The organism is Bradyrhizobium sp. MI1.4, from assembly GCF_055811315.1.
Genome location: NZ_JBVVPP010000001.1, coordinates 77,369 through 99,730, shown reverse-complemented (window position 1 = coordinate 99,730; position 22,362 = coordinate 77,369). Strand labels below are relative to the sequence as shown.

Genomic DNA, 22,362 nt, shown 5'->3' with positions numbered 1-22,362 from the left:
GCCGTCATGGCTCATCTTGAGGTCGAAGTGAGCGGAGTGGCGGGCGAGGCGGCTGTTCGGTCCCCTCACCGGCCTTCCTTGCTGGCCTCGACGGAGCGCGCACTCGGTCTCCTCGTCGAAATTCCGGCGGCCATTTTGGTGGTCGCCGAGATTGCGATCCTGTTTGCCGGCGTGGTCGCGCGCTACGGCCTGCACCGGCCGCTGATCTGGTCGGACGAGCTGGCCTCGATCCTGTTCCTGTGGCTCGCCATGCTGGGCGCGGCGGTGGCGTTCCGCCGTTCCGAGCACATGCGCATGACCGCGGTCGTCGCCAGCACCAGGCCGGCCACGCGGGCCTGGCTCGATCTGGTCGCGACCTGCGCGGCGCTGGCCTTCCTGGCGCTGATCGTCTGGCCGTCCTGGGACTACGCCTACGAGGAAAGCTTCATCACCACGCCGGCGCTGCAGATCTCCAATATGTGGCGCGCCGCGGCATTGCCGGCCGGCATCTGCCTGATGGCGGCGTTCGCGCTGTTGCGGCTGCTGCGCGCAGTCGATTACCGCATGGTGCTGACGGCCGCGGTCGCCGTTGCCGTCGTCGTCGGCTTGTTCTGGCTGGCGCAGCCATATCTGCGGCCGCTCGGCAATCTCAACCTCGTCATCTTCTTCGTCGGCGTCGCCGGCTTCTGCGTCTTTGCCGGCGTTCCCATCGCGTTCGGCTTCGGGCTCGCGATCTTCGGCTATCTGGCACTGACCACGCGCACGCCGGTCATGGTACTGGTCGGGCGGATGGACGAGGGCATGAGCCACCTCATTTTGCTCTCGGTGCCGCTGTTCGTATTTTTGGGGCTCCTGATTGAAATGACCGGCATGGCACGGGCCATGGTGGCGTTCCTGGCCAGCCTGCTCGGCCATGTCCGCGGTGGGCTGCATTACGTGCTTGTCGGCGCGATGTACCTGGTCTCCGGCATCTCAGGTGCCAAGGCCGCGGACATGGCCGCGGTCGCGCCCGTGCTGTTCCCGGAGATGAAACAGCGCGGCGCCAAGCCCGGCGATCTCGTCGCGCTTCTTGCGGCCACCGGCGCGCAGACCGAAACCATTCCGCCGAGTCTCGTGCTGATCACGATCGGATCGGTCACCGGCGTCTCGATCGCCGCGCTGTTCACCGGCGGCCTGTTGCCCGGCGTGGTGCTGGCCATAACGCTGTGCATGTTGGTGTGGTGGCGCTATCGCCACGAGGACATGAGCCATGTCCGCCGCGCCACAGGCGGCGAGATCGGCAAGACCTTCGTCATCGCCCTGCCCGCGCTCGCGCTGCCCTTCGTGATCCGCTACGCCGTGGTCGAAGGCATCGCCACCGCCACCGAAGTGTCCACGATCGGCATCGTCTATGGCGCCCTGGTCGGCCTCCTCGTCTACCGCCGCTTCGACTGGCGGCGGCTGTTTCCGATGCTGGTCGAAACCGCGGCGCTGTCGGGCGCGATCCTGCTGATCATCGGCACGGCGACCGGCATGGCCTGGGGCCTGACGCAATCAGGCTTCTCGCGGGCGCTGGCATCCGCCATGACCGGATTGCCGGGCGGCGCGGCGACCTTCATCGCCGTCTCGATCCTGGCCTTCACCATCCTCGGCAGCGTGCTCGAGGGCATCCCGGCGATCGTGCTGTTCGGGCCGCTGTTGTTTCCGATTGCGCGCGCCGTCGGCGTCCACGAGGTGCACTATGCCATGGTCATCATTCTCGCCATGGGTATCGGGCTATTCGCCCCGCCCTTCGGGGTCGGTTATTATGCCGCCTGCGCCATCGGACGCGTCGATCCGGCCGAAGGCATCAGGCCGATCTGGGGCTATCTGCTGGCGCTGCTGGTAGGATTGATCGTGGTCGCCGTCTTTCCGTGGATCTCCATCGGATTCCTGTAGGCCGGCGCGTAAGGGAGGTGTCGATGAGCGAGCGGCAGAACCAGTACAATATCGGCCTCGACAAGACGCCCGCCAATTACGTGCCGCTGAGCCCGTTGAGCTTTCTCGCACGCAGCGCCGCGGTCTATCCCGATCACGTCAGCACAGTCTACGAGGGGCGCAGCTTCACCTGGCGCGAGACGCATGAGCGCTGCAAGCGCTTTGCTTCGTATCTTGCCGGCAAGGGTATCGGCGTCGGCGACACCGTCGCGGCGATGCTGCCGAACATTCCGGCGATGAACGAGGTGCATTTCGCCGTCCCCATGACCGGTGCCGTGCTCAACGCGCTGAATATCCGGCTCGATGCGCCTTCGATCGCATTTCAGCTCGACCATGGCGGCGCAAAGATCATTCTGGTCGACCCCGAGTTTTCCGGCGTGATCACCGATGCGCTGTCACAGATGAGTGGCCCAAAACCGTTCGTGATCGACGTCGACGACACCGCCTTCAAGGGCGGCGGGCGCATCGGCGAGATCGAGTACGAGGCCGCGCTCGCGCAAGGCGATCCTGACTTCGCGGCGATCCTGCCGGGCGATGAATGGGACGCAATCGCGCTGAGCTACACCTCGGGCACCACGGGAAATCCCAAGGGCGTCGTCACCCATCATCGCGGCGCCTATCTGAACGCCGTCAGCAATATTCTCGCGGGCCAACTCGGCCAGCATCCGGTGTACCTCTGGACGCTGCCGATGTTCCACTGCAACGGCTGGTGCTTCCCCTGGACCATCGCAGCCGCCGCCGGCATCAACGTCTGCCTGCGCAAGGTCGAGCCGACGAAAATCTTCGAGCTGATCAAGCAGCACGGCGTCACCCATATGTGCGGCGCGCCGATCGTCTACAACACGCTGATCAACGCGCCCGATGCACCGAAGGGCGATGCCGCGCGCCGCGTCGTCGGCCTGATCGCCGGTGCCGCGCCGCCGGTCGCGGTGCTCGAGGACGCCGAGAGCATCGGCATCAAGCTGACGCACGTCTATGGCCTGACCGAGGTCTACGGCCCCGCTTCCGTCTGCGCCGAGCAGCCTGGCTGGGATGATTTGCCCGCAGCCGAGCGCGCCAGCCTGAAGCGGCGGCAGGGCGTGCCCTACCCGCTCGAGGAAGCCGTCACCGTCATCGATCCGCAGACCATGAGGCAAGTACCGCGCGACGGCGAGACCATCGGCGAGGTCATGTTCCGCGGCAACATCGTGATGAAGGGCTACCTCAAGAACGACAAGGCGACGCAGGAAGCCTTCGAGGGCGGCTGGTTTCACACCGGCGATCTCGGCGTGCTCGACGCGCACGGTTACGTCATCATCAAGGATCGCTCCAAGGACATCATCATCTCCGGCGGCGAGAACATTTCCTCCGTCGAGGTCGAGGACATCCTCTACAAGCACCCCGCCGTGCTGTTTGCCGCCGTGGTCGCAAAGCCCGATCCGAAATGGGGCGAAGTGCCCTGCGCCTTCGTCGAGCTGAAGGACGGCGCAAGCGCGAGCGAAGCCGATATCATCGCCTTCTGCCGCTCGCATATGAGCGGCTTCAAGACGCCGAAGGCCGTGGTGTTCGGGCCCATCCCGAAAACGTCGACGGGAAAGATCCAGAAATTCCTGCTGCGCAACGAAGCGGGATCGGCGAAGGCAATCTCGAGCTGAGAGCCGCTTGTCTCGACCTCCGCGGCGGTTGGGTGTCGCCGCGAAGTCGTTGCGCAGTTTCGACTAGTCAGATTCGCCGGGCCCCCTCGACCTCACATCTTCTTATAGGCGTCAACCAGGGCCTGGCCGTCGGCTCCCGCCTTCTTGAGCCAGTCGGCGGTGAGCTGTTCGCCGATCCTCTGGAAGCCAGCCTTCAGGGCCGGGCTCGGCGGCTCGACCGTCATGCCCTTGGCCTTGAGCTGATCGATGTACCAGGTGCTCTTGTCCTGCCAGGCCTTCCAGCCGCGGGTTTCCGCGGTCGCGGCGGCCTTGAGGATGGCCTCCTGGGTCGGCTTGTCGAGCGCCTCGAACGCAGCCTTGTTGACGAAGGTGTAGTCCTTCGGGATCCAGGCTTGCACGTCATAGAAGTACTTCAGCGACTCCCATGCCTTCGCATCGTAGCCCGTGCCGCCTGACGACATGAAGGAGTTCACGACGCCGGTCGCAAGTGCCTGCGGCAGCTCGGCGGCTTGAATGGTGACCGACTGCGCGCCAACCAGTTCGCCGATGCGCGCGGTCCCAACGTTGTAGGCCCGCCATTTAAGGCCCTTCATGTCTTCGATGGTCGCAAGCGGCTTGCTGACATAGACGCCCTGCGGCGCCCACGGCACGACGAACAGCAGCTTGAGCCCCTGCGCCTCCAGCTTCTTCGTAATCAGCGGCTTCGACGCCTGGTACAGCTTCATGGCATCCGGGAAGCTGGTCGCCAGAAACGGCACGACGTCGACGCCGAATACCGGATCCTCGTTCTCGTGGATCGACAGCAAGACTTCGCCCATCTGCGCCTGCCCGGTCATCACCGCGCGCTTGATGTCGGGCGCCTTGAACAGTGAGGCGCCCGGATGAACCGTGATCTGGAGCTTGCCGGACGTGCCGGCTTCGACGTCCTTGGCGAACGCGACGAGATTCTCGGAGTGCGGATTGTCGGCCGGATATGCCGCCGGCAGATTCCATTTGGTCTGAGCCAAAGCGGGTGTCGCAGCCAGCACGGCGCTGGCGATCAAGGATGCGCGGAATAAACGAGACATCATCGGGCTTCTCCTCACAGTCAATTTCAAAACCGGTACGCTCAGTCTGGGAAAGCAAGCTTGGGCAGGAACATCACGATCTGCGGATATTCCGTGATGATGAACACGGCGGCGAGCAACAGGACGAAGAACGGGAACGCCGCCCGCGCGACGGTCAAGGTATCACGCCCGCTCATGTTCTGGAGCACGAACAGATTGAAACCGACCGGCGGCGTGATCTGCGCCATCTCCACGTGGATGATGAGATAGACGCCGAACCAGACCAGGTCGAGACCGGCCTGCTTGACCATCGGCAGCACGATCACGGCGGTCAGAACGATCATCGAGATGCCGTCGATCAGGCATCCCAGGATTATGTACATGATGCTCAGATACAGCGCGAGCATGCCCGGCGTCAGCTGCTGGCCCTGGACCCAGGTGGCGAGCGCCGCCGGAATGCCCGTATAGGCCATCGCTGCGGTCGTATAGGCAGCGCCTGCCAGGATCAGCATGATCATGCAGGTCAGGCGCGTCGCGCTCATGATGCTCTCGAGGAAGTTCTTGCGCGTGAGCGTGCGGCTCCACCACGCCAGCAGCAGCGCGCCCGAAACGCCCCAGGCGGCGCATTCCGTCGCCGTCGCGAAGCCGAGCACGAGGGAGAGGAAGACTGCCAGGATCAGCAACAGGCAGGGCGCAAGCCTGGCCGACTCGCGCAGCTTCTGGCGGAACGGCATCGGGGGATCGCGCGGCGGAATCTTCTTCGGGTTCAGCAGCGACCAGATGATGATGTAGCCCGAATAGAGCACCATCACGAGCACGCCCGGCAGGAAGCCGCCGAGGAACACCTGAAGCACGGAGACATTCGCGGTGACCGCATAGACCACCATCGGGATCGACGGCGGGATCAGCAGGCCGAGCGTGCCGGAGCCCGCGAGCGAGCCTAGACTCAAGCCCTTATCGTAACCACGCTTGTCCAGTTCGGGCAGCGCGATCTTGCCGATGGTCGCACAGGTCGCCGCCGACGAACCCGACACTGCCGCGAAGATGCCGCAGCCGATCACGTTGACATGGGTCAGACGCCCCGGCAGCCACTGCACCCAGGGCGACAGGCCCCGGAACATTTCCTCGGATAATTTGGTGCGGAAGAGGATCTCGCCCATCCAGATGAACAACGGCAGCGCAGCCAGCGTCCATGACGAGCTTGCGCTCCATGTCGTGGTCGCAAGCACGGAGCCGAGCGGCAGGCTCGTGGTCAGCGCCATCGCCACGAAGCCGACAAGCCCCAGCGAAACCGCGATCCAGATGCCACTTCCCAGCAGCACGATCATGACGCCGAGCAGAATGAACGATAGTTCGATCATGCCGAGATTGGCCATCGTCAACCTCCGCCGCCCTGCGATATCCGCTCGATGAATTCGTCCGGAGTCTCGTCCGGCGAGCCCTTCTCGTAGCTCGGCCGGTTGCCGCTGATGACACTGACCATTTCATCAATGAGCGCGATCGAGAGGATCACGAGTCCGCCGGAAAACCCGAGCTGCGGAATCCAGAGCGGAAGCGCGACGACGCCCTGCGCCACGTCGTTGAAGCGCCAGGAATCGTAGGTCATCTGCACGGCATGCCGGGTGAAATAGAGGATGAAAGCGGCGGCAATACCAAGGGCCACGACCTCCGCCACCTGTTTGGAGCGCCCATGCAGACGCTCCAGCAACAGGCCGACCCGGATCATCTCTCCGCGCTTGAAGGTGTGAGCGAGGCCGAGGAATGCCATCGCGGCCATGCACCATGAGGCGAAATCATCGCCGGCGGGAATGTTGACCGCAAACTGGCGCCCGATCGACATGATCATCATGATTGCAAAGATCGCAACCATGAAGGCGCCGGCGGCGTAGCCCGCACCGAGATAAAGGAGATCTAGCGCGCGTCGCACCGGCCCCCGGCTCGTGACATCGTCCCCTGCCAACGCGATCCCCATCCTCATACGAAGCGATTCAGAAGGTCCCGGCGATCGCACGTCGCGCGCCGGTCCTGCATGAATATCGCCCCTGCCCAGCGCCTGTCTTTCAGACGTTAGATCAACATGATGGGGCTAGCGCAAGCAAGGAGTATGCCGGCTCTCGCCGGAATTTCCCCCGCAGGTTCAGCGGGTCTCCAGCCGCAGCCCGTCATACGCGGGCACCACTCCCGCCGGCAGCGACTGCCGGATCACCTCATAATCGACGTCGGCCGTCATGTTGGTGATGACGGCGCGCTTCGGCCTGAAGCGCTCGATCCAGGACAACGCGTCGTTGATGCTGAAATGGCTGACATGGCTGGTGTAGCGCAGGCCATCGACGATCCAGAGATCCAGATTTTCCAGGGCGCCCCAGCTCTCGCGTGGGATGTCGTTGAGATCGGGCGTGTAGGCGGCATCGCCGATGCGATAGCCCAGCGCGGGAATGTTGCCGTGCTGCACCAGGAAGGCCGTCATCGTCACCTGGCCGCCCTTCCCCTGAATGGTCTGGCTGTCACCGGCCTCGATCGACTGCGCCGTCAGGATCGGCGGATAGTCGCTGCCCGCCGGTGAGACGAAGCAATAGGAGAACCGCGACATGATGTCGTTCGCAGTCGTCTGATTGAGATAGGTCGGAATCCGCCGGCGCATGTGCATCACGACCGAACGCAGGTCGTCCATGCCGTGGGTCTGATCGGCGTGCTCGTGGGTCAGGAACACGGCATCGATGTGGTCGACATTGGTCGAGAGCAATTGCTCGCGCAGGTCCGGCGAGGTGTCGATCACGATACGCGTGGTGCCCTCGCCCGATGTCTGCTCGACCAGCAGCGAACAGCGGCGACGGCGGTTCTTGGGATTGTTGGGATCGCAGGCACCCCAGCCGAGTGCCGGACGCGGCACGCCGGCGGAGGAGCCGCAGCCCAGGATCGTCAGCGTCAGCGTCATGCGGCTCCCAGTTCTAAGGTTTCACCCTGGAGAACAGGCGAAAGAAGTTTTCGCTTGTCTGGCGCGAGATCTCGTCAAACGACACGCCGCGTGTTTCGGCGAGCACTTTTGCGACCTCGACCACATAGGCCGGTTCGTTGCGCTTGCCCCGGTACTTGCCCGGCGCAAGGTAGGGCGAGTCTGTTTCAACCAGAATACGGTCGGACGGCAGTTCGGCCGCAAGCGCGCGCAAGGCCTCGGACTTCTTGAAGGTCAGGATGCCCGTGAAGCCGATATAGAGCCCGAGCGAGACCGCCTTCAGCGCCAACTCGCGCCCGCCGGTGTAACAATGCAACACCGCGCGAAACGATCCCTTTGCCGTCTCCTCTTCAAGGATACGGCCGCAATCCTGGTCAGCCTCGCGGGTGTGGATCACCAGCGGCAGGCCGGTGGCGCGGGCGGCGGCGATGTGGGCACGAAAGCCCCTCGCCTGCGCCTCCGGCGAGCCGTTGTCGTAGAAATAGTCGAGCCCGGCTTCGCCGAGCGCGACGACCTTGGGATGCTGCGTCAAAGCGATCAGCTCGTCCGGCGCGATGCCGTCTTCTTCATCAGCGTTATGCGGATGGGTGCCGACCGAGCAATAGACGTCGTCATAGCGCTCGGAGATGGCCAAAAGCTGGTTCAGTTTCCTCACCCGCGTCGAGATCGTGACCATGCGGCCGATGCCGGCCGCTCGCGCCCGCGACACGATCCCGTCGAGATCCTCCGCAAAATCCGGAAAATCCAAATGGCAGTGGCTGTCGACCAGCATGGTGCGAACGCCTTTAGGCTGCCGGCTCGATATAGCGGGGGAAGGCCGGCGTCGGCGCGGGCAGCGTCGTACCGGGCGCGATGCGCGTTGCGCCACCAAGCGCGGCGAAGTTGCGCTCCGCTTCGGGGATACCGAGGCTGTTCAGCAGCAATCCCGAGGCCGTCGGCATCGCCGGCTGGGCCAGGATTGCGATCTGGCGCACGACTTCGGCGGTGACGTAGAGCACCGTCCTCTGCCTGACAGGATCGGTCTTGGCGAGTGCCCACGGCGCTTCGCCCGCGAAATAGCGGTTGGCTTCCGCGACCACGGCCCACACGGCATTGAGCCAGTGATGGATTTGCTGCGTCGCCATCGCTTCGCGGGACGCCGCGAGCATGCCGTCTGCTTGTGACAGGATCGCCTTGTCGTTGTCGCTGAATTCGCCGGGCTCCGGGAGCACGCCGCCGAGCTGCTTCGCGATCATCGACAGCGAGCGCTGCGCGAGGTTGCCGAGATCGTTGGCGAGATCGGCATTGATGCGCGCGACGATGGCCTCGTGATTGTAGTTGCCGTCCTGGCCGAACGGCACCTCGCGCAGAAAGAAATAGCGCATCTGGTCGACGCCGTACTGGTCGGCGAGGTTAAAGGGATCGACCACGTTGCCGACCGACTTCGACATCTTCTCGCCCCTGCTGAACAGGAAGCCATGGGCATAGACCCGCTTCGGGAGGGGGATCCCGGCCGACAGCAGGAAAGCCGGCCAGTACACCGCATGGAAGCGGATGATGTCCTTGCCGATGATGTGCACGTCGGCAGGCCAATAACGCCAGTTGTTGTCGCTCTCGTCGGGGAAGCCGACGCCGGTGATGTAGTTGGTGAGCGCGTCGACCCAGACATACATCACGTGATCTTCGTCGCCGGGCACCTTGACACCCCAGTCGAACGTCGTGCGCGAGATCGAGAGGTCGCGCAGGCCACCCTTGACGAAGCTCACCACCTCGTTCTTGCGGGAGTCGGGCCCAATGAAATTGGGCTGCGTCTCGTACAGCTTGAGCAGCTTGTCCTGATAGGCCGACAGGCGGAAAAAGTAGCTCTTCTCCTCGACCCATTCGACCGGCGTGCCCTGCGGCCCGAGCCTCACGCCGTCCTCGTTCAGGCGCGTCTCGTCCTCCGCGTAATAGGCTTCGTCGCGCACGGAATACCAGCCGGCATAGATGTCGGCATAGATATCCCCGTTCGCTTCCATGCGCCGCCAGATCTCCTGGCTGGAGCGGTGATGCTGCTCCTCGGTGGTGCGGATGAAGCGGTCGAACGACACGTTCAGGCGCTCGTCCATTTGCTTGAAACGGCCGGCATTGCGGGCGGCGAGCTCCGAGACGGACATTTTTTCGCCGGCCGCGGTCTGAACCATCTTCTGGCCGTGCTCGTCGGTGCCGGTCAGGAAGAACACATCCTTGCCGTCGAGTCGCGCGAAGCGCGCCAACGTATCGGTCGCGATCGCCTCATAGGCGTGGCCGATATGCGGGCTGCCATTGGGATAGGCGATCGCAGTCGTGATGTAGAAGACGTTGTCGCGCGCGGGGACGGCCACGGGCGTGTTGGCGTGCGGCGCTGCGATGGACTTCGGCGCGCGCGGGGCCTTGGGTTTCGATACATCGGGCTTCGCAGTCTTCGGCGGCGTCGCGACAGGAGCTGGTGCGGCGGTCACTGCGGGCGCAGCCACCCTCGCCGTCTTGGCTATCTTCTTCGCCGGGGCCTTGTTTTTCGCCGAGGCCTTGTTCTTCGCCGAAGCCTTGGCTGGCTTTTTGGTTCCTGTCTTCACCGTCTTCTTGGCGACGACCTGCTTCTTCGCTGCCTTCTTTGCCGTCTTCGCGGCGCTCTTCTTCCCGGTTTTTTTGGCGGCCGCCTCTTTGGTCTTCGTGGCTTTCTTGACGTTCTTGGCAGCTTTGCGCGCGCGCGCCTTCACAGCCTTCTTCGCGGCTTTCTTGACGGCCTTCGTGGCAGCCTTCTTCTTGCTGCTCTTGCCCTTAGCGGTTTTCTTAGCTCGCGTTGCCACGACGAATTCCTTTACCGGCTTCTCGAAATTGGGAAACGAATCTGCGTTAGTTTATTGTCTTGAGCATGATCCAACCGGAAAACCGCTGGACACTTTTCCGGATCATGCTCTAGCGCGTTGCGTCCGCCAGCCAGCCGAACACCGAGAAAACCAAGGGCTTTCGCTCCAGATTGTAGGTTTCGGTGTCGCGCGCGGCGCGGACGATCTTTTCCCATACCTCAGCTAGACGCGCAAGGCGCGGCAGATTTTGGTTGGCATTGGCCTCGTCGGCGTGCAGGCGTTCCGCGATCCAGCGATCGATGCCGTCAATGAAGGCGGCAAGCGCAACGCGGTCGCTTGTGCCGAGCGATTCGCCGACCGTGTGCAATTCGCGCGGATCGACCTGCGGCAGTCGCGCCAACAATGCGGCCGTGCGTTGCTGGAGCTTCAGGGCGTCGCCGCCGAGCAGCGTCAGCGCCCGCGCGACGCTGCCCTCGGACGCCTCCGCCGCCTCGCGCAATGCCGGATCGTTCGGGTCGAGATCGGCAGCGGTTGCGGCTGCTCCAATCACGTCGTCGGTTGCGAGCGCGCGCAGGCGCAGCTTGCGGCAGCGCGACTGAATTGTGGCGAGCACGCGCGCCGGCGCGTGGCTCACCAGCAGGAACAGCGATTGCTGCGGCGGCTCCTCGAGAATTTTCAGCAGCGCGTTGGCGGCATTTGGATTGAGCTCGTCGACGGTATCGACGATGCAGACGCGCCAGCCTTCGGCCGCCGCGGTCGAGCCGAAGAATCCGATCGTCTCGCGCGTCTCGTCCACGGTGATCACCGTGCGCATCACGCCGCGATCGTTGGCGGTGCGCTCCAGCGTCAGCAGACCCCCATGCGAGCTCGCCGCAACCTGCCGCGCCACGGCGTGATCAGGATTGATGGCGAGATCTTCGGCGCGCTCCACCGAAAGCGCCAGCGGCTGGCCGTGAGCGAGCACGAAGCGCGCCATCCGATATGCCAGCGTCGCCTTGCCGATGCCTTGCGGTCCGCCAATCAACCAGGCGTGCGGGATACGCCCGCTGCGATAGGCGGCGAGCAGCGCGGTCTCGGCCTCGCGATGGCCGAACAGAACGCTCGTCTCGCGCGGATGAGACATGGCAGTTTCGCGCTCGGTCTGACGCGGGCTCATATGGACACCACCGTTGCCGGCGTCGGGAGCAGGCGATCACGCATCGCGATCCAGATGCGTCCGGCAACCGTGTCGGGATCGGAATTGGCGTCGATCAGCACGCAGCGCGCGGGATCGTCCGCCGCGATCTTGCGATAGGCTTCGCGCAGGCCCTGATGGAAACCAAGCTTCTCGGCCTCGAACCTGTCCGGCGTGCCGCTGCCGCGGCGCGCGGCCGCGCGCTGCAGGCCGATCTCGACCGGCAGGTCGAGGATGATGGTGAGGTCCGGCTTGAGATCGCCGATCGTGACCCGCTCCATCGCGTTGATCAGCGCGGCCGGCACGCGGCCGAGGCTGCCCTGATAGGCCCGCGTCGAGTCGGCGAAGCGGTCGCACAGCACCCACGTGCCCTGGTTGAGCGCTGGCTGGATCACGGTGTGGACATGATCGTCGCGGGCGGCCGCGAACAGCAGCGTCTCGGCTTCGGGTCCGAGCAGCTTGCCCATGCCTGACAGCACCAGATGGCGCATGATCTCGGCGCCCGGCGAGCCGCCCGGCTCGCGCGTGACGAGGATACGCATCCTGGCGGCCTTGAGACGGTCGGCGAGCTTCTTGATCTGGGTCGACTTGCCTGTCCCCTCGCCGCCTTCAAAGGTGACGAAACGCCCGCGTCCGGACGGCCACTTTACCGCGCTTTCACTCATGATCAGAGCTTCTCGGCGCCCGCACGGAACATGCCGATCACCAGCTCGCTGGCGCCGTCGATCGCGCGGCGCACCGTCGAGCCGGTGCCGATCGCGTCAGCGGCATAGACCGGCGTCTCCACTGCGATGTTGCCGCTGCGCCAGACCCTGACCAGCCCGACCTTCTGCCCGGCCTCGACCGGCGCGCGCACCGGGCCGTTATAGATGACGCGCGCGATCAGCTTGTCGCTGCCGTTCTTGTGCACCATCACCTTCACGGGCGTCTTGGCGACCAGTTTGACCGAGCGGCTCTCGCCGCCGAACACCTTGGCGTAGCCGACCGGCTGATCGGCCGCGATCAGGGTGCGGGTCTCGAAATTGCGAAAACCCCATTCAAGCATCTTCTTGGCTTCGGTCGCGCGATCGTCGGGGTCTTCCAGCCCGTTAATGACAACGATCAGCCGCGTGCCGTTCTGCACCGCCGAGCCGACCATGCCGTAGCCGCCTTCCTTGGTGTAGCCGGTCTTCAGACCGTCGGCGCCTTCCATCGAATTGAGCAGCGGATTGCGGTTGGGCTGGCGGATCTTGTTCCAGGTGTATTCCTTCTCGCCGAACAGTTTGTAGAATTCGGGAAAGTCGAGAATGATGTGCCGGGCGAGAATGCCGAGCTCGCGCACCGTCATCTTGTTGGCGGGGTCCGGCAGGCCGTTGGAATTGCCGAAGGTCGATTTCGTGAGGCCAAGCTCGCGAGCTCGCTTGGTCATGAAGTCGGCGGCGAAAATCCGCTCGCTGCCCGCCATGGCCTCGGCCAGCGCAATGCAGGCGTCGTTGCCGCTCTGGATGATCGCCCCGTGCAGGAGATCGTCGACCGTGACCTTGCTGTTGATGGCGGCGAACATGGTCGAGCCGCCGGAGGGTGCGCCGCCCTTGCGCCAGGCGTTCTCGCTGATCCGGTATTCGTCGGTCAGCTTGATGTCGCCCTTCTTGATGGCGTTGAAGACGACCTCGGCGGTCATCAGCTTCATCATGCTCGAGGGCGCGCGGAGCTCGTCGGCGTTCTTCTCGAACAGCACACTGCCGCTGGAGGCCTCGATCAGGATCGCGGTCGGGGCGTCGCCGTCGAAGCCGGAATCATCTGTTTTCTTGGCGCCCTGGACGCTCTGGTTGGCGGCGTAGAGCGCCCCGCTCCAGCCAATGGCCGCCACCAGAGCCGTCGCGATCAGCCCGCGCGCCAGCGCTCCGGCGGTAAACCGGGTGCGCCTAAACGAGGAAAGACGAAATTCCATGGCCAAGCCCTGAGAGCGGCGTTCTAACAGTTGGAGCCGGTGCAAACAACACGGGGTGGCCGCTTGTCCCGAGATTGCACGATTCTCGTCCCGCCCCTATCGTGGCACCTCAGATTTTCTGACCAAACCCCTGAAACAAGGCGGAAAAGCGATGTCATCCACCCGCGTGATCAAGGCCAACGGGATCGACCTGTTCATCCGCGAAGCCGGTCAGGGGCCGCTGGTGGTGCTGTGCCACGGCTGGCCGGAACTCTCCTACTCCTGGCGCCACCAGATCCCGGCGCTGGCGCAGGCCGGGTTTCGCGTCGTCGCCCCCGACATGCGCGGCTATGGCCAGAGCTCAGCGCCGCCCGAGGCGACGGCCTATTCGATCTTCGACACGGTCGGCGATATCGTCGGCCTCGTGCAGGCGCTTGGCGAGACCAAGGCCATGGTGGTCGGCCACGACTGGGGTGCACCGGTGGCTTGGCACGCGGCGCTGTTCCGGCCCGACATCTTCACGGCGGTCGCCGGCCTGAGCGTGCCACCGCCGTTCCGCGGCCGCGGCAAGCCGCTCGAACTCCTGCGCCACGGCGGCATCACCAATTTCTATTGGCAGTACTTCCAGGCGCCCGGCGTTGCCGAAGCCGAGTTCGAGCGCGACGTCGCGCGCACCATGCGCATCGTGCTCGGCGGGCGCGGCCTTGCCGATCCCTCCGCAGCCATGTTCGTGCTGGAGGGCAAGGGATTCCTCGGCCACGGCAACCCGGAGGAGCCTCTGCCGGCCTGGCTCACCGAGACTGACCTTGCCTATTTCACCGAAACCTTCCGCAAGTCCGGCTTCCGCGGCGGGCTGAACTGGTATCGCAACCTCGATCGCAATTGGGAGCTGACGGCGCCCTGGCAGGACGCGCAAATCCATCAGCCGTCGCTCTTCATTGCCGGTTCGAACGACGCCGTCATCACCGGCCTGATCGGAGCCAAGCGCGTCAACGAACTCGAGCGCGTGCTGCCCAATCTGAAGCGAAAGCTGATCATCGAGGGCGCCGGCCATTGGGTCCAGCAGGAGCGGCCCGACGAGGTGAATGCGGCGCTGATGAGTTTCCTGAAGGAAAGCGCGGCTCAGTAGAGGCCGCGGCCGCTCAGGATGCCGCGGGCCTCGGCAGCGCCGTCCGAGGCGTAGGCGCCGGACGGAGCGCTCTCGGTCGCATAGCGGCCGTCCCCGTCATAGGACACGGCGCGCGCGTTCTGGAGCGCCCGGCCCCGGTTGCGGCTCGAGGCCGACATTTCCGAGGTCGCACTGAGTGAAGCCATGTCGGCGGAGGTGTTGCCGAGATTGTAGGGCCGTCCCTCCGGCGTCGGAACTTCGCCGCGCATGGCGCCGCGGTTCGACGATGGCAGCTCCGGCACGAAGGGTCTCGCGGAGGCGACCCGGACCATCGACGGCGATGGCGCCGGGGTCCCGGTGCGCAAGGTGGCCATCAGCTGGCGGTCGTCGGAGCCTTCCAGCGGCGCCCGGCCAACATACTCGACACGGACCTTGGCGATCCCATTGCCTTTGAATTCAAGCAGTTCGGCGGCCTTGTTCGAGACGTCGATGAGCCGGTTGCCGTGATAGGGCCCGCGGTCATTGACGCGGACGATCAGCGACTTGCCGTTCGAGACGTTGGTCACCCGCGCATAGGACGGCATCGGCAGGGTCGGATGCGCCGCGGTCAGCGAGCCCATGTCGAACACTTCGCCATTGGCGGTCAGGCGGCCATGGAAATCGTCGCCGTACCAGGACGCCATGCCCTCGGCGCGGTAGTTGACGTCCTCTTCGGGCACATAGGTCCGGCCACCCACCACATAGGGCTTGCCGACGCGATAGGCGCCGCCGCCCTTCGGGACCGGATCGCCCAAAGCCACGACCCGGGGGCTCGAGGACACGCCGTATTTCGGATCGACCCGGCTGGCGAATTTGTTGGAGGAGGCGCAATTGGCGAGCGCAAGGCAGGTCGCGGCCATCGCAGCAGCGCGCGCGGCCCGCAAAACCGAATCTGACCGTCGGATCCCCATTCGCCCCAAATACCACTTTGCCGGAGGCGTACCTAACCCGCTTTGGCTACGGGTAGCGCTGTCCGGTCCTTTGCTCCGAGGCGGCCCACCACCGCGTCGGAAGTGGTAACGATAACGCAACCCGAACACGGCGGAAATGGGGAGCGCACGGCGTTCACGCCGGGATGGTAAACAGGGCGTATGCGCTCGCCCCGTTGAACTACGGGGCGCCGGTGCCCTGCTCTGTGCCACGCCTGGACATTCTGTTGCGCCAAATCCTCACTCCACCCCCATTGTCGCGCCCCTCACTGGAATTCTTTTGACTGTGCAAGGCCGCCCGCGTTTTCTCGCGTGCAGGGCGGAATGGAATGAGACGATGATCGAGACGGTTTCGGCACTGATGGGTTTGGTAAGCGCGGGGATCTTCCTGGCCCATGCGTTTGAAGGTTACCGCACGAGGGCCTGAGGCACTCGCGCGGACGGCAAGCATCACCCTTTCAAGACGGCGCGTTCGGACATTTTTAATCGATCCGATCGAGCATCGCAGACGAGAGCGGCAGGTGTCCCATGCGCAACCATGACCTCGTATCCGATGGCTTCCTGGCATTGACCGCCGGTGGTCTGGTCCTGCTGTGCTCCAGCCTCGTGGCATTGGCCTTCGCCTGAGCACCCAGCACTTCCCGAACAATACGCTTACCGCAGTCCAAGCAGCGAACGCCGATAGAGACTGTCACGGGCTTCGCTCAGGCAGACGAAGCTGCCGTCAAAACCCTGGCCGTACCGCTTCTGGCCTTTGCCGTAATAGACACCTTTGCTGAAATCGAGCCAGACAACCCGGTCGTGCGGGCAGTGACGCTGCGCCTGCGCCTCGTAGCGAAATGGCGTCAGCGGCGTGGCCGATACCTCAGCGCCGCAGCAGCCGACCAGGATCGTAGCAGCGAGTGCGATCGCGCCGGCCCATTTGCGGAAGCTGCTCCAAGATACTCCGCAAGATATTCCGCAAGACACCACCCGCCTCCCGATCCCAGCCGTCGAGGGCCGGCCTGCTTTCACTGGTCCGCTTCGAGTTGCTGCAACGCCTGGTGCATGCATTCCTGAAGCCTGGCTGCGACCTGTTCGCGCGCGACGCCTTTGGCGGCAAGATCGCCTGCCACCTTGTCGAGGATCTCGTCCATCGAGTGGTTCTCCAGATGGTCCGTCACCAACGCCGTCGCATAGCCGGCCGCGGCATCGCCGCTGAGGCCGAGCTGGGTTGCGGCCCAGAGCCCGAGCAGCTTGTTGGACCGGGCCGTGGCCTTGAACATGAGCTCCTCGTCGTGGACGAATTTGGCCTCAAAGCCCTGCTCGCGCTTGTCGAACGTGGTCATGGTCAGCTCCATTTCGTTTTTCGCTGATCGGGATCGGACTGGCTGGAAGCGAACGTCTCCGTGGTTCAAATCAGGGTCGTTGGAAGCTTCCGGCGGAAGCCAAACGCCGTCAAGCCCGCTGGGCGTGCCCAAGGCACCCACCAGCTCTACGCCAGCCAACCCGGCTAGGCAGAGATGTTTACTGTTCATTAAGCAGACTCAGCGCCGCATGGCCGGGGACATCGAGAGCTGACGCATGAACAAAGAACTGCGGGAGTTTCGACGGCTTGAACGGGTCTGCCTGGAGCAGGCAGCCCTCTCCACCATGGACCTCGCGCGAGGCGGGTTGCTCAAGGTCGCTGACGATTGTCGCGTCGCAGCCGAAGCGATCGAGGCGCAATCGCCTCGCAGACCTTTCGCAAGTGCCGTTCAGGCGCTGAAGCAGGCGTTGAGCGTGACCCGCATCCCTCACCGGCACTGAGACCGGCGCTCGCGGGCAAGGACATCCTTGACGGGGCGACCGCGTACGGTCAGCCCTTCGCCTCCGTCTGTTCACGTGCCAACCGTTCGGCCCTTAGCCGTTCCTTGTTGGCATAAAACGCCTTCTGCGCAGCTTCATGATCGCGCATGGCTTTTTCGGCTTCGACACGGCGTGTCGCATCGCGCGCCTGCCGCTGCTCGGGAGTCAAGGGCTTGCGCCGGTAGGAAATGTCTTCCGTCATGGCCAGATAATGCTGAGGTGAGGAAAGAGTTCCTCGTGGTCCCGCTGAGCGGCACTGCGGGCCGACTGCATAATGTGCGAAAACAACCCCATGCACAGTAGCCAAGTCCTTCTGCAGACAGCACTTTTTTATCGCACTTTCGATGCGTTTGACCCCGCAGGGATCTCGATGTCTGCAATAACAGGCAAATGGTCTGAATAGGCCCTCGCGCCTTCGTCGGTCCAAACCTTCCCGATCGGGCTGTCGGACGTCGCATAGATCCGGTCAAGCCGCAGCAGGGGCAAATGCGACGGGAAAGTTCGCAGCCGCGTACGGTTTGGGCAGACCTGCGCGAGCACGCGCCGCACCGATTTGATCCAGAACCAGTCGTTGAAATCCCCGAGGACGACGGTCCTTCCAGGTTTCACCAGGCTCACCAGCGCCTGAGCCTGCGCGTGGCGCTCGTGGATGCTCAGGCCGAGATGCGTGGCCACCACGCGAACATCGCCAACCGGTGTCAGCAGTCCCGCGGCGATCGCTCGGCGCGGCTCCCGCTCACGATACGACACGTCGACGATCTCGGGCGGGCCGGAGAATGGAAAGCGGCTCAGGAGCGTCTGGCCGTAGTCGCCATCGGCCGTGACGATCGACTTGGCGTGAACACCGTGATCGCCGACGACGCTCGCCAGCTTCGCAAACGGATCGTCCGATCGCGATCGCGAATCCACCTCCTGAAGCGCGACGACATCGGGAGCCCATTTGCGAATGATGGAACAGATCCCTTCCAGATCGAACTTCGGATTGAGATTGAAGGTGCCATGCACATTCCACGTCATGAAGCGCATCAGCGCCTCCCGGCGAGCCACGTCGCGACGAATTGCGCGCCGGCGCAGATCGCGAGCCAGCCCAGGAACGCCAGTGCGAGCAGCAACATGTTGACCCAGGACGCGTTCCTGGCGAGATCAGCGATCTGAGCCCCCAAAACTGCCATGGCGAGAATGCCGGGCGTCATGCCGAGCAGCGTTCCGACCAGGAAGTCACGCAGAGGCAGCGTGCTCGCGCCAGCCACGACATTCACCACTGAGAACGGCGCGATCGGGATCATCCGGATGACGACGACAGCCAGAATCCCCTTGCCGACAACACGTTCCTGGATGCGCGCGGTACGTCGTCCGAGCAAACGCTGGAGGCGTTCGCGCCCGAGTGCCCGTCCGATCGCAAACAGGATAAAGGCGCTGAGCACGACCCCCGTCATGGCGGTGACGAAGCCTAGCCATGGTCCCAGTGCGGCAGCAGTCGCCGCAATGAGCACGAGAACCGGAAACACGACCAACCCGCCGACGACGAAAGCTGCAATCGCGAATGGCGGACCCCAAACGGACTGCGAATAGGCAGACAGAAGCGTCGACATCCGGCCCGCGTCGGCGAAATCGCTCAACGACGTGTAGGACCAGGCCATCGCCAGTCCAAAAAGCGCCACGGCGATCGAGACCATCCCGATGATCGTCTTCGTGCTCCACATCCGCGATGCCGCCCGCTCCAGATGAAGAGGCGCCTCAGGGTCCGCCACCGGCTGAACCATCGTGGCCAGAGCGCTGGTCAGGACCGAGGATTCAACGTCCCGCAGCGCCTTCGTCCCGCTTGCGACGTCGTCCAGGAGCGCAAAAAGACGATCTTCGTTTTGCGCGACGGTCTGTTCATCGAGACCGCAGAAATGGGCGATCAGGCGACGGCGGACCGAGGCGATGAACTCCCGATGCTCGTCTGATGCGGCTTCGAAGATCAGGTCACATTCGCTATCGGCACCCATCGATCGATTGTTCAAATTGGCCGAACCGATCCTCAAGATCCGATCGTCGACGATCATGAGCTTGCTGTGCACCATCACGGCCGCTTCCGTATCCCCGTCCCCCGAGACCGGGTAGACGAAGCGGATGCGATCGGCGACGCCGGCCGAACTGAAGCAATCGATGAAAGCGCCCCGGCCGTTCTGCATCGCTTGGGATTCCAGCCATGAGGAGTGCAGTTTTGGGGTGACGATCAGAACCCGAAGCGAAGGCACGCGCAGCATCTGCTCCGCCAATTCGCGCGCGATCTTGGTGGCGCTGGTGAACTGGTTCTCGATGTACACGAATTTCGTCGCGGACCGCATCGCTGCAATCAGCGAGCGTTCGACCTCCCGGAGCGTCGAACCTGCCGGACAAACCACCTCGGTCCTGGCGATACCCACCGGAATATGTTCAGCCTCGACCGGCACAATCGCCGGCCAGCGCAAGCTTTTCAGCGGGCGCCGATCATCAATTTGTTGGCCCGCCGCGCGCCAGCGTTGCTCCACGAGGTCGAACAACTGCGCCGCCGCATCCCCATCGACCACGCATTGAACATCATGAAACGGCAGGTATGGCTTGCCCTGGGGATCACAGCGCGATGCGTGATCGGCGCGATGATCACTGGTGTCCCAACGCCTGATCGTCAGATCGAGCCCGCCGACGAACGCCAGTGAACCATCGACACAGACGATCTTCTGGTGTTGGGCCGACCCAAAGGGAAGCGTGGCATCCAGGTGAAACCGAACGCGGCCATCTGTGTCGGCGGTAAATTTGGCCGCGGAATTCCATTCCCTCTCGGAGGCGTAGAACGAGACGAAGTCCCAGACGAGAATGTTGATGTGCAAGGTGGGACGGCGGTGGACCAGCGCGCGCAAGAATGGGCCGAGTTGCTCCGGCAAGCCATCATCCGCTCGCCCGGACTCGCCGACCAGCCTGGTCTCACTATGGATATCCCACCCGACGATATAGACGAGGTCCTGCGCCTGCAGCAGGGTCTGCCGCAGGGCCGCGAAATAAGCGGCAGCATCGTTCAGAACCGCCACACGCCGCGCCTCGCACCGCCGCCAGACGGTGTCGCCGGGGATCAGGGTCGATGAGCTCTGAAGCAGGGAGACCTCGCAATCTGCGTTCGCGTTGAAACGCACTGACCGCGCAAGGGGTTCCCCGACTCAGAACCAGAGTGGCCGTTCCAGCGTGCGCGGATTCCGGCGCCACAGTCGCCCATTGCCGCTACTTGGTTCGGACAGTCTTCGCACCTGCGCCTTTCAAGGCGTCCGCGATCTTCTCAGGCGCATCGCCGTGAAAATCCACGGAGACCTCGATCCGGCCTTCCAGCTTCTGGTGTCCCTCCGGCGCAGGCGCGGCCTTGGCGTCAGGACCGGCCGGGCGTGTCCCCGACGTGTTCGCGCCACCGACGGGCTGGACGAAGACGTCGCTTCGCGGCACGCCGCATTCCTGCACGACATGCTCAACCGCAAGCTCGGCGCCGCGGCGCGTGTCGAATTCTCCGATGATCGTACTTTCCAAGGGCGCCCTCCATGGCTGGACGAGAGTGCCAACAACGGGTCAGCGAGGGCCAGGTTCCTGAACCCGCGGGCGGTTAGAACCGAACGATCCCGAACAGAACAAGCAGCGCGAGAGTGATCAACCCGGAGACCAGCAGCGAGCCGAGACATCCCAGCCGGTTCGAGAAAAAGAAGAACATACCTCGCCCATCCCATAGCTTCGTGACGAGCTAAGTTCTCCCATTCGACAGCGTTCCTGGAGGCGCTTTGGGGCGCGCGAACGAGGACCAATCCAAGAACCAATCGTTTCGCGGGACGTTGAGTCCGCGATGTCAGACGCTTTTGATTATTTCCGAGCGCACGCGGTCCGAGCCCTTTGCAAGGCCCGGGCGATGCCGCGCGGACGAATGAAACATCTGCAAACCGTCGTGGCCCGGATCTACCACCTGCTGACCAAGGAGGCTGCGTATGGGCCCAACCTGCAGCACATGGACGACTTCCGGGCAGCCCAGAAGCTCGAGAAGTCGATCGACTGAACTGCAATGACGGTGACGCTGCACGCCCTCCCCGACGCGCTCAGCTCCCTTTGGGAGCGGTCCTTGACTGCGACCCTGCAAGCCCGGGATTGATGGCCAGCGACGCGCCGGCGGCGCCGCCGGCTTCATAGGCCGTCATCGACACCATCCGGCTGCTGCTGCGCTGGGTCCGCATCTTCAGGTCGAGCTTGTCGAACTCCGCATCGACCACCGACGTCTTGAGAACCACCAGCCCGCGGCCGGTGCTTTCGTTGATCTGATCGCGACTGGCCTTGATCGCCACCAGCCTGTCCGCGATGGACCCCACCATCCCGAGCGCGAAGGAGGCATTGGCCAGATGCCGCTCCTGGTGCCGGAACCTGCTGTAGTCGACCGAGGTCTTGAAGCGGCCGAGCTCGGCGCGGACGGCGCCGTCGATCAATTCGGCCAGATAATGCGCGACCTCGATGTCCGCGCCGAGGCCGAAGAACACATAGCTGCTCTCGCCGGCCGTGTTCTTCTCGCGCGAGACCCGACAATCGCAGAAACGAGCGATCGCCCCGATGCAGTCGTCCAGGGGAATTCGCTTCTTGCGAAAAGTCTCGTAGACCTTCCGCTCGCACGGCGACGCCCGCAGTTCGACGTCGGACAGCGACAAATCGTGGCGATCCAGCAGTTCGGCGACCTTGGCGGCCGCAGACAGCGCCTCGTCCTCGGTGCAGCCATTGGCGATGGTCTTGGAACGCAACGCCTGAATGCGGAGCTTCAGCTTGTCGAGTGCAGCTGGATTGGATGTCTGATTCACCGATCACCTGTCCGGGTAAACCCGACGGATAGAACCCGGTCGGATAGACCGGCGGAAGGGGTCTCTTGTCAACTGTATTGATCTTCGACTTTTTTCGAACGGACCTCACTCCTTCTACGTGCGGTGCACGACCTCGCGGCACTGACCATAGAATGCAGAGACGAGG

General features: G+C 64.0%; 22 protein-coding genes. 5 read left to right on the top strand and 17 right to left on the bottom strand.

Features of this window, described 5'->3' with window-relative positions; genetic code table 11:
• The first annotated feature begins 6 nt into the window (after positions 1-6).
• Entirely contained in the window at positions 7-1,896 is a 1,890-nt protein-coding gene (locus AC0L23_RS00480) for a TRAP transporter large permease (protein WP_026233452.1), read from the top strand.
• A gap of 23 nt (positions 1,897-1,919) precedes the next feature.
• Positions 1,920-3,569, top strand: coding sequence for an acyl-CoA synthetase (locus tag AC0L23_RS00475; RefSeq protein ID WP_018457849.1), 1,650 nt, complete (start codon positions 1,920-1,922; stop codon positions 3,567-3,569).
• A gap of 92 nt (positions 3,570-3,661) precedes the next feature.
• Here the strand turns inward: AC0L23_RS00475 and AC0L23_RS00470 are convergent, their stop codons facing one another.
• The 9 genes from AC0L23_RS00470 to AC0L23_RS00430 form a co-directional block, all read right to left on the bottom strand.
• Positions 3,662-4,639, bottom strand: coding sequence for a TRAP transporter substrate-binding protein (locus tag AC0L23_RS00470; RefSeq protein WP_018457850.1), 978 nt, complete (start codon positions 4,637-4,639; stop codon positions 3,662-3,664).
• A 38-nt stretch (positions 4,640-4,677) separates the two neighbouring features.
• The gene (locus tag AC0L23_RS00465) at positions 4,678-5,991 is read right to left on the bottom strand and encodes a TRAP transporter large permease (protein WP_007591091.1); all 1,314 of its coding nucleotides are present in this window, start codon (positions 5,989-5,991) and stop codon (positions 4,678-4,680) included.
• Positions 5,992-5,993: 2 nt separating this feature from the next.
• Complete coding sequence (locus AC0L23_RS00460) at positions 5,994-6,587, bottom strand: TRAP transporter small permease (RefSeq protein ID WP_018457852.1); 594 nt, start codon at positions 6,585-6,587, stop codon at positions 5,994-5,996.
• A gap of 165 nt (positions 6,588-6,752) precedes the next feature.
• Positions 6,753-7,550 (bottom strand): MBL fold metallo-hydrolase, encoded by a 798-nt coding sequence (locus AC0L23_RS00455; protein WP_018457853.1) that lies wholly within the window; start codon positions 7,548-7,550, stop codon positions 6,753-6,755.
• 13 nt (positions 7,551-7,563) lie between these two features.
• Entirely contained in the window at positions 7,564-8,340 is a 777-nt protein-coding gene (locus AC0L23_RS00450) for a TatD family hydrolase (RefSeq protein WP_018457854.1), read from the bottom strand.
• A 13-nt stretch (positions 8,341-8,353) separates the two neighbouring features.
• Positions 8,354-10,375, bottom strand: a complete 2,022-nt coding sequence (metG, locus tag AC0L23_RS00445; RefSeq protein WP_018457855.1) for a methionine--tRNA ligase — start codon at positions 10,373-10,375, stop codon at positions 8,354-8,356.
• A gap of 109 nt (positions 10,376-10,484) precedes the next feature.
• A complete protein-coding gene (locus AC0L23_RS00440; RefSeq protein ID WP_085385235.1) occupies positions 10,485-11,531 on the bottom strand; it encodes a DNA polymerase III subunit delta' in 1,047 nt (348 codons plus the stop codon).
• Positions 11,528-12,214, bottom strand: a complete 687-nt coding sequence (gene tmk, locus AC0L23_RS00435; RefSeq protein WP_018457857.1) for a dTMP kinase — start codon at positions 12,212-12,214, stop codon at positions 11,528-11,530. The genes AC0L23_RS00440 and tmk overlap by 4 nt, the downstream gene beginning before the upstream one ends.
• 2 nt (positions 12,215-12,216) lie before the next feature.
• A complete protein-coding gene (locus AC0L23_RS00430; RefSeq protein WP_085385234.1) occupies positions 12,217-13,479 on the bottom strand; it encodes a D-alanyl-D-alanine carboxypeptidase family protein in 1,263 nt (420 codons plus the stop codon).
• Positions 13,480-13,630: 151 nt separating this feature from the next.
• Here AC0L23_RS00430 and AC0L23_RS00425 point away from each other — a divergent pair, with 151 nt between their 5' ends.
• Complete coding sequence (locus AC0L23_RS00425; RefSeq protein WP_085349804.1) at positions 13,631-14,587, top strand: alpha/beta fold hydrolase; 957 nt, start codon at positions 13,631-13,633, stop codon at positions 14,585-14,587.
• Here the strand turns inward: AC0L23_RS00425 and AC0L23_RS00420 are convergent.
• The 3 genes from AC0L23_RS00420 to AC0L23_RS00410 form a co-directional block, all read right to left on the bottom strand.
• A complete protein-coding gene (locus tag AC0L23_RS00420) occupies positions 14,581-15,516 on the bottom strand; it encodes a septal ring lytic transglycosylase RlpA family protein (RefSeq protein ID WP_083926497.1) in 936 nt (311 codons plus the stop codon). The genes AC0L23_RS00425 and AC0L23_RS00420 overlap by 7 nt on opposite strands.
• A gap of 672 nt (positions 15,517-16,188) precedes the next feature.
• Entirely contained in the window at positions 16,189-16,503 is a 315-nt protein-coding gene (locus AC0L23_RS00415) for a hypothetical protein (protein ID WP_085349855.1), read from the bottom strand.
• Positions 16,504-16,544: 41 nt separating this feature from the next.
• Positions 16,545-16,862 carry a DUF1476 domain-containing protein gene (locus AC0L23_RS00410; RefSeq protein WP_198957647.1) on the bottom strand — a complete coding sequence of 106 codons (318 nt, stop codon included), beginning with the start codon at positions 16,860-16,862 and terminating at the stop codon, positions 16,545-16,547.
• Between the two features lie 235 nt (positions 16,863-17,097).
• On the opposite strand from AC0L23_RS00410, the gene AC0L23_RS00405 reads away from it, so the two are divergent.
• Positions 17,098-17,322, top strand: a complete 225-nt coding sequence (locus AC0L23_RS00405; RefSeq protein ID WP_018457864.1) for a hypothetical protein — start codon at positions 17,098-17,100, stop codon at positions 17,320-17,322.
• 49 nt (positions 17,323-17,371) lie between these two features.
• Here the strand turns inward: AC0L23_RS00405 and AC0L23_RS00400 are convergent, their stop codons facing one another.
• From AC0L23_RS00400 to AC0L23_RS00385, 4 genes are all read right to left on the bottom strand, one after another.
• Entirely contained in the window at positions 17,372-17,563 is a 192-nt protein-coding gene (locus AC0L23_RS00400) for a hypothetical protein (protein WP_018457865.1), read from the bottom strand.
• A 128-nt stretch (positions 17,564-17,691) separates the two neighbouring features.
• Positions 17,692-18,387 (bottom strand): endonuclease/exonuclease/phosphatase family protein, encoded by a 696-nt coding sequence (locus tag AC0L23_RS00395; RefSeq protein ID WP_039800285.1) that lies wholly within the window; start codon positions 18,385-18,387, stop codon positions 17,692-17,694.
• A complete protein-coding gene (locus AC0L23_RS00390; protein WP_085385285.1) occupies positions 18,387-20,414 on the bottom strand; it encodes a VTT domain-containing protein in 2,028 nt (675 codons plus the stop codon). Before AC0L23_RS00390 ends, AC0L23_RS00395 begins: the two co-directional genes overlap by 1 nt.
• A 187-nt stretch (positions 20,415-20,601) precedes the next feature.
• A complete protein-coding gene (locus AC0L23_RS00385) occupies positions 20,602-20,898 on the bottom strand; it encodes a hypothetical protein (protein ID WP_018457868.1) in 297 nt (98 codons plus the stop codon).
• Between the two features lie 307 nt (positions 20,899-21,205).
• On the opposite strand from AC0L23_RS00385, the gene AC0L23_RS00380 reads away from it, so the two are divergent.
• Positions 21,206-21,412, top strand: a complete 207-nt coding sequence (locus AC0L23_RS00380; protein ID WP_007591053.1) for a hypothetical protein — start codon at positions 21,206-21,208, stop codon at positions 21,410-21,412.
• 40 nt (positions 21,413-21,452) lie between these two features.
• Here AC0L23_RS00380 and AC0L23_RS00375 read toward each other — a convergent pair whose 3' ends face one another.
• Positions 21,453-22,196: a DUF7168 domain-containing protein gene (locus tag AC0L23_RS00375; protein WP_473356748.1), complete on the bottom strand. Its 744-nt coding sequence runs from the start codon at positions 22,194-22,196 to the stop codon at positions 21,453-21,455.
• Between the last annotated feature and the right edge of the window lie 166 nt (positions 22,197-22,362).

What these genes read in the sequence shown, in the direction of transcription:
- AC0L23_RS00480 (WP_026233452.1), top strand. Translation starts at nt 7, where the DNA reads ATGGCTCATCTTGAGGTCGAAGTGAGCGGAGTGGCGGGCGAGGCGGCT.
- AC0L23_RS00475 (WP_018457849.1), top strand. Translation starts at nt 1,920, where the DNA reads ATGAGCGAGCGGCAGAACCAGTACAATATCGGCCTCGACAAGACGCCC.
- AC0L23_RS00470 (WP_018457850.1), bottom strand. Translation starts at nt 4,639, where the DNA reads ATGATGTCTCGTTTATTCCGCGCATCCTTGATCGCCAGCGCCGTGCTG.
- AC0L23_RS00465 (WP_007591091.1), bottom strand. Translation starts at nt 5,991, where the DNA reads ATGGCCAATCTCGGCATGATCGAACTATCGTTCATTCTGCTCGGCGTC.
- AC0L23_RS00460 (WP_018457852.1), bottom strand. Translation starts at nt 6,587, where the DNA reads ATGGGGATCGCGTTGGCAGGGGACGATGTCACGAGCCGGGGGCCGGTG.
- AC0L23_RS00455 (WP_018457853.1), bottom strand. Translation starts at nt 7,550, where the DNA reads ATGACGCTGACGCTGACGATCCTGGGCTGCGGCTCCTCCGCCGGCGTG.
- AC0L23_RS00450 (WP_018457854.1), bottom strand. Translation starts at nt 8,340, where the DNA reads ATGCTGGTCGACAGCCACTGCCATTTGGATTTTCCGGATTTTGCGGAG.
- AC0L23_RS00440 (WP_085385235.1), bottom strand. Translation starts at nt 11,531, where the DNA reads ATGAGCCCGCGTCAGACCGAGCGCGAAACTGCCATGTCTCATCCGCGC.
- tmk (WP_018457857.1), bottom strand. Translation starts at nt 12,214, where the DNA reads ATGAGTGAAAGCGCGGTAAAGTGGCCGTCCGGACGCGGGCGTTTCGTC.
- AC0L23_RS00430 (WP_085385234.1), bottom strand. Translation starts at nt 13,479, where the DNA reads ATGGAATTTCGTCTTTCCTCGTTTAGGCGCACCCGGTTTACCGCCGGA.
- AC0L23_RS00425 (WP_085349804.1), top strand. Translation starts at nt 13,631, where the DNA reads ATGTCATCCACCCGCGTGATCAAGGCCAACGGGATCGACCTGTTCATC.
- AC0L23_RS00420 (WP_083926497.1), bottom strand. Translation starts at nt 15,516, where the DNA reads ATGGGGATCCGACGGTCAGATTCGGTTTTGCGGGCCGCGCGCGCTGCT.
- AC0L23_RS00410 (WP_198957647.1), bottom strand. Translation starts at nt 16,862, where the DNA reads ATGACCACGTTCGACAAGCGCGAGCAGGGCTTTGAGGCCAAATTCGTC.
- AC0L23_RS00405 (WP_018457864.1), top strand. Translation starts at nt 17,098, where the DNA reads ATGAACAAAGAACTGCGGGAGTTTCGACGGCTTGAACGGGTCTGCCTG.
- AC0L23_RS00400 (WP_018457865.1), bottom strand. Translation starts at nt 17,563, where the DNA reads ATGACGGAAGACATTTCCTACCGGCGCAAGCCCTTGACTCCCGAGCAG.
- AC0L23_RS00395 (WP_039800285.1), bottom strand. Translation starts at nt 18,387, where the DNA reads ATGCGCTTCATGACGTGGAATGTGCATGGCACCTTCAATCTCAATCCG.
- AC0L23_RS00380 (WP_007591053.1), top strand. Translation starts at nt 21,206, where the DNA reads ATGTCAGACGCTTTTGATTATTTCCGAGCGCACGCGGTCCGAGCCCTT.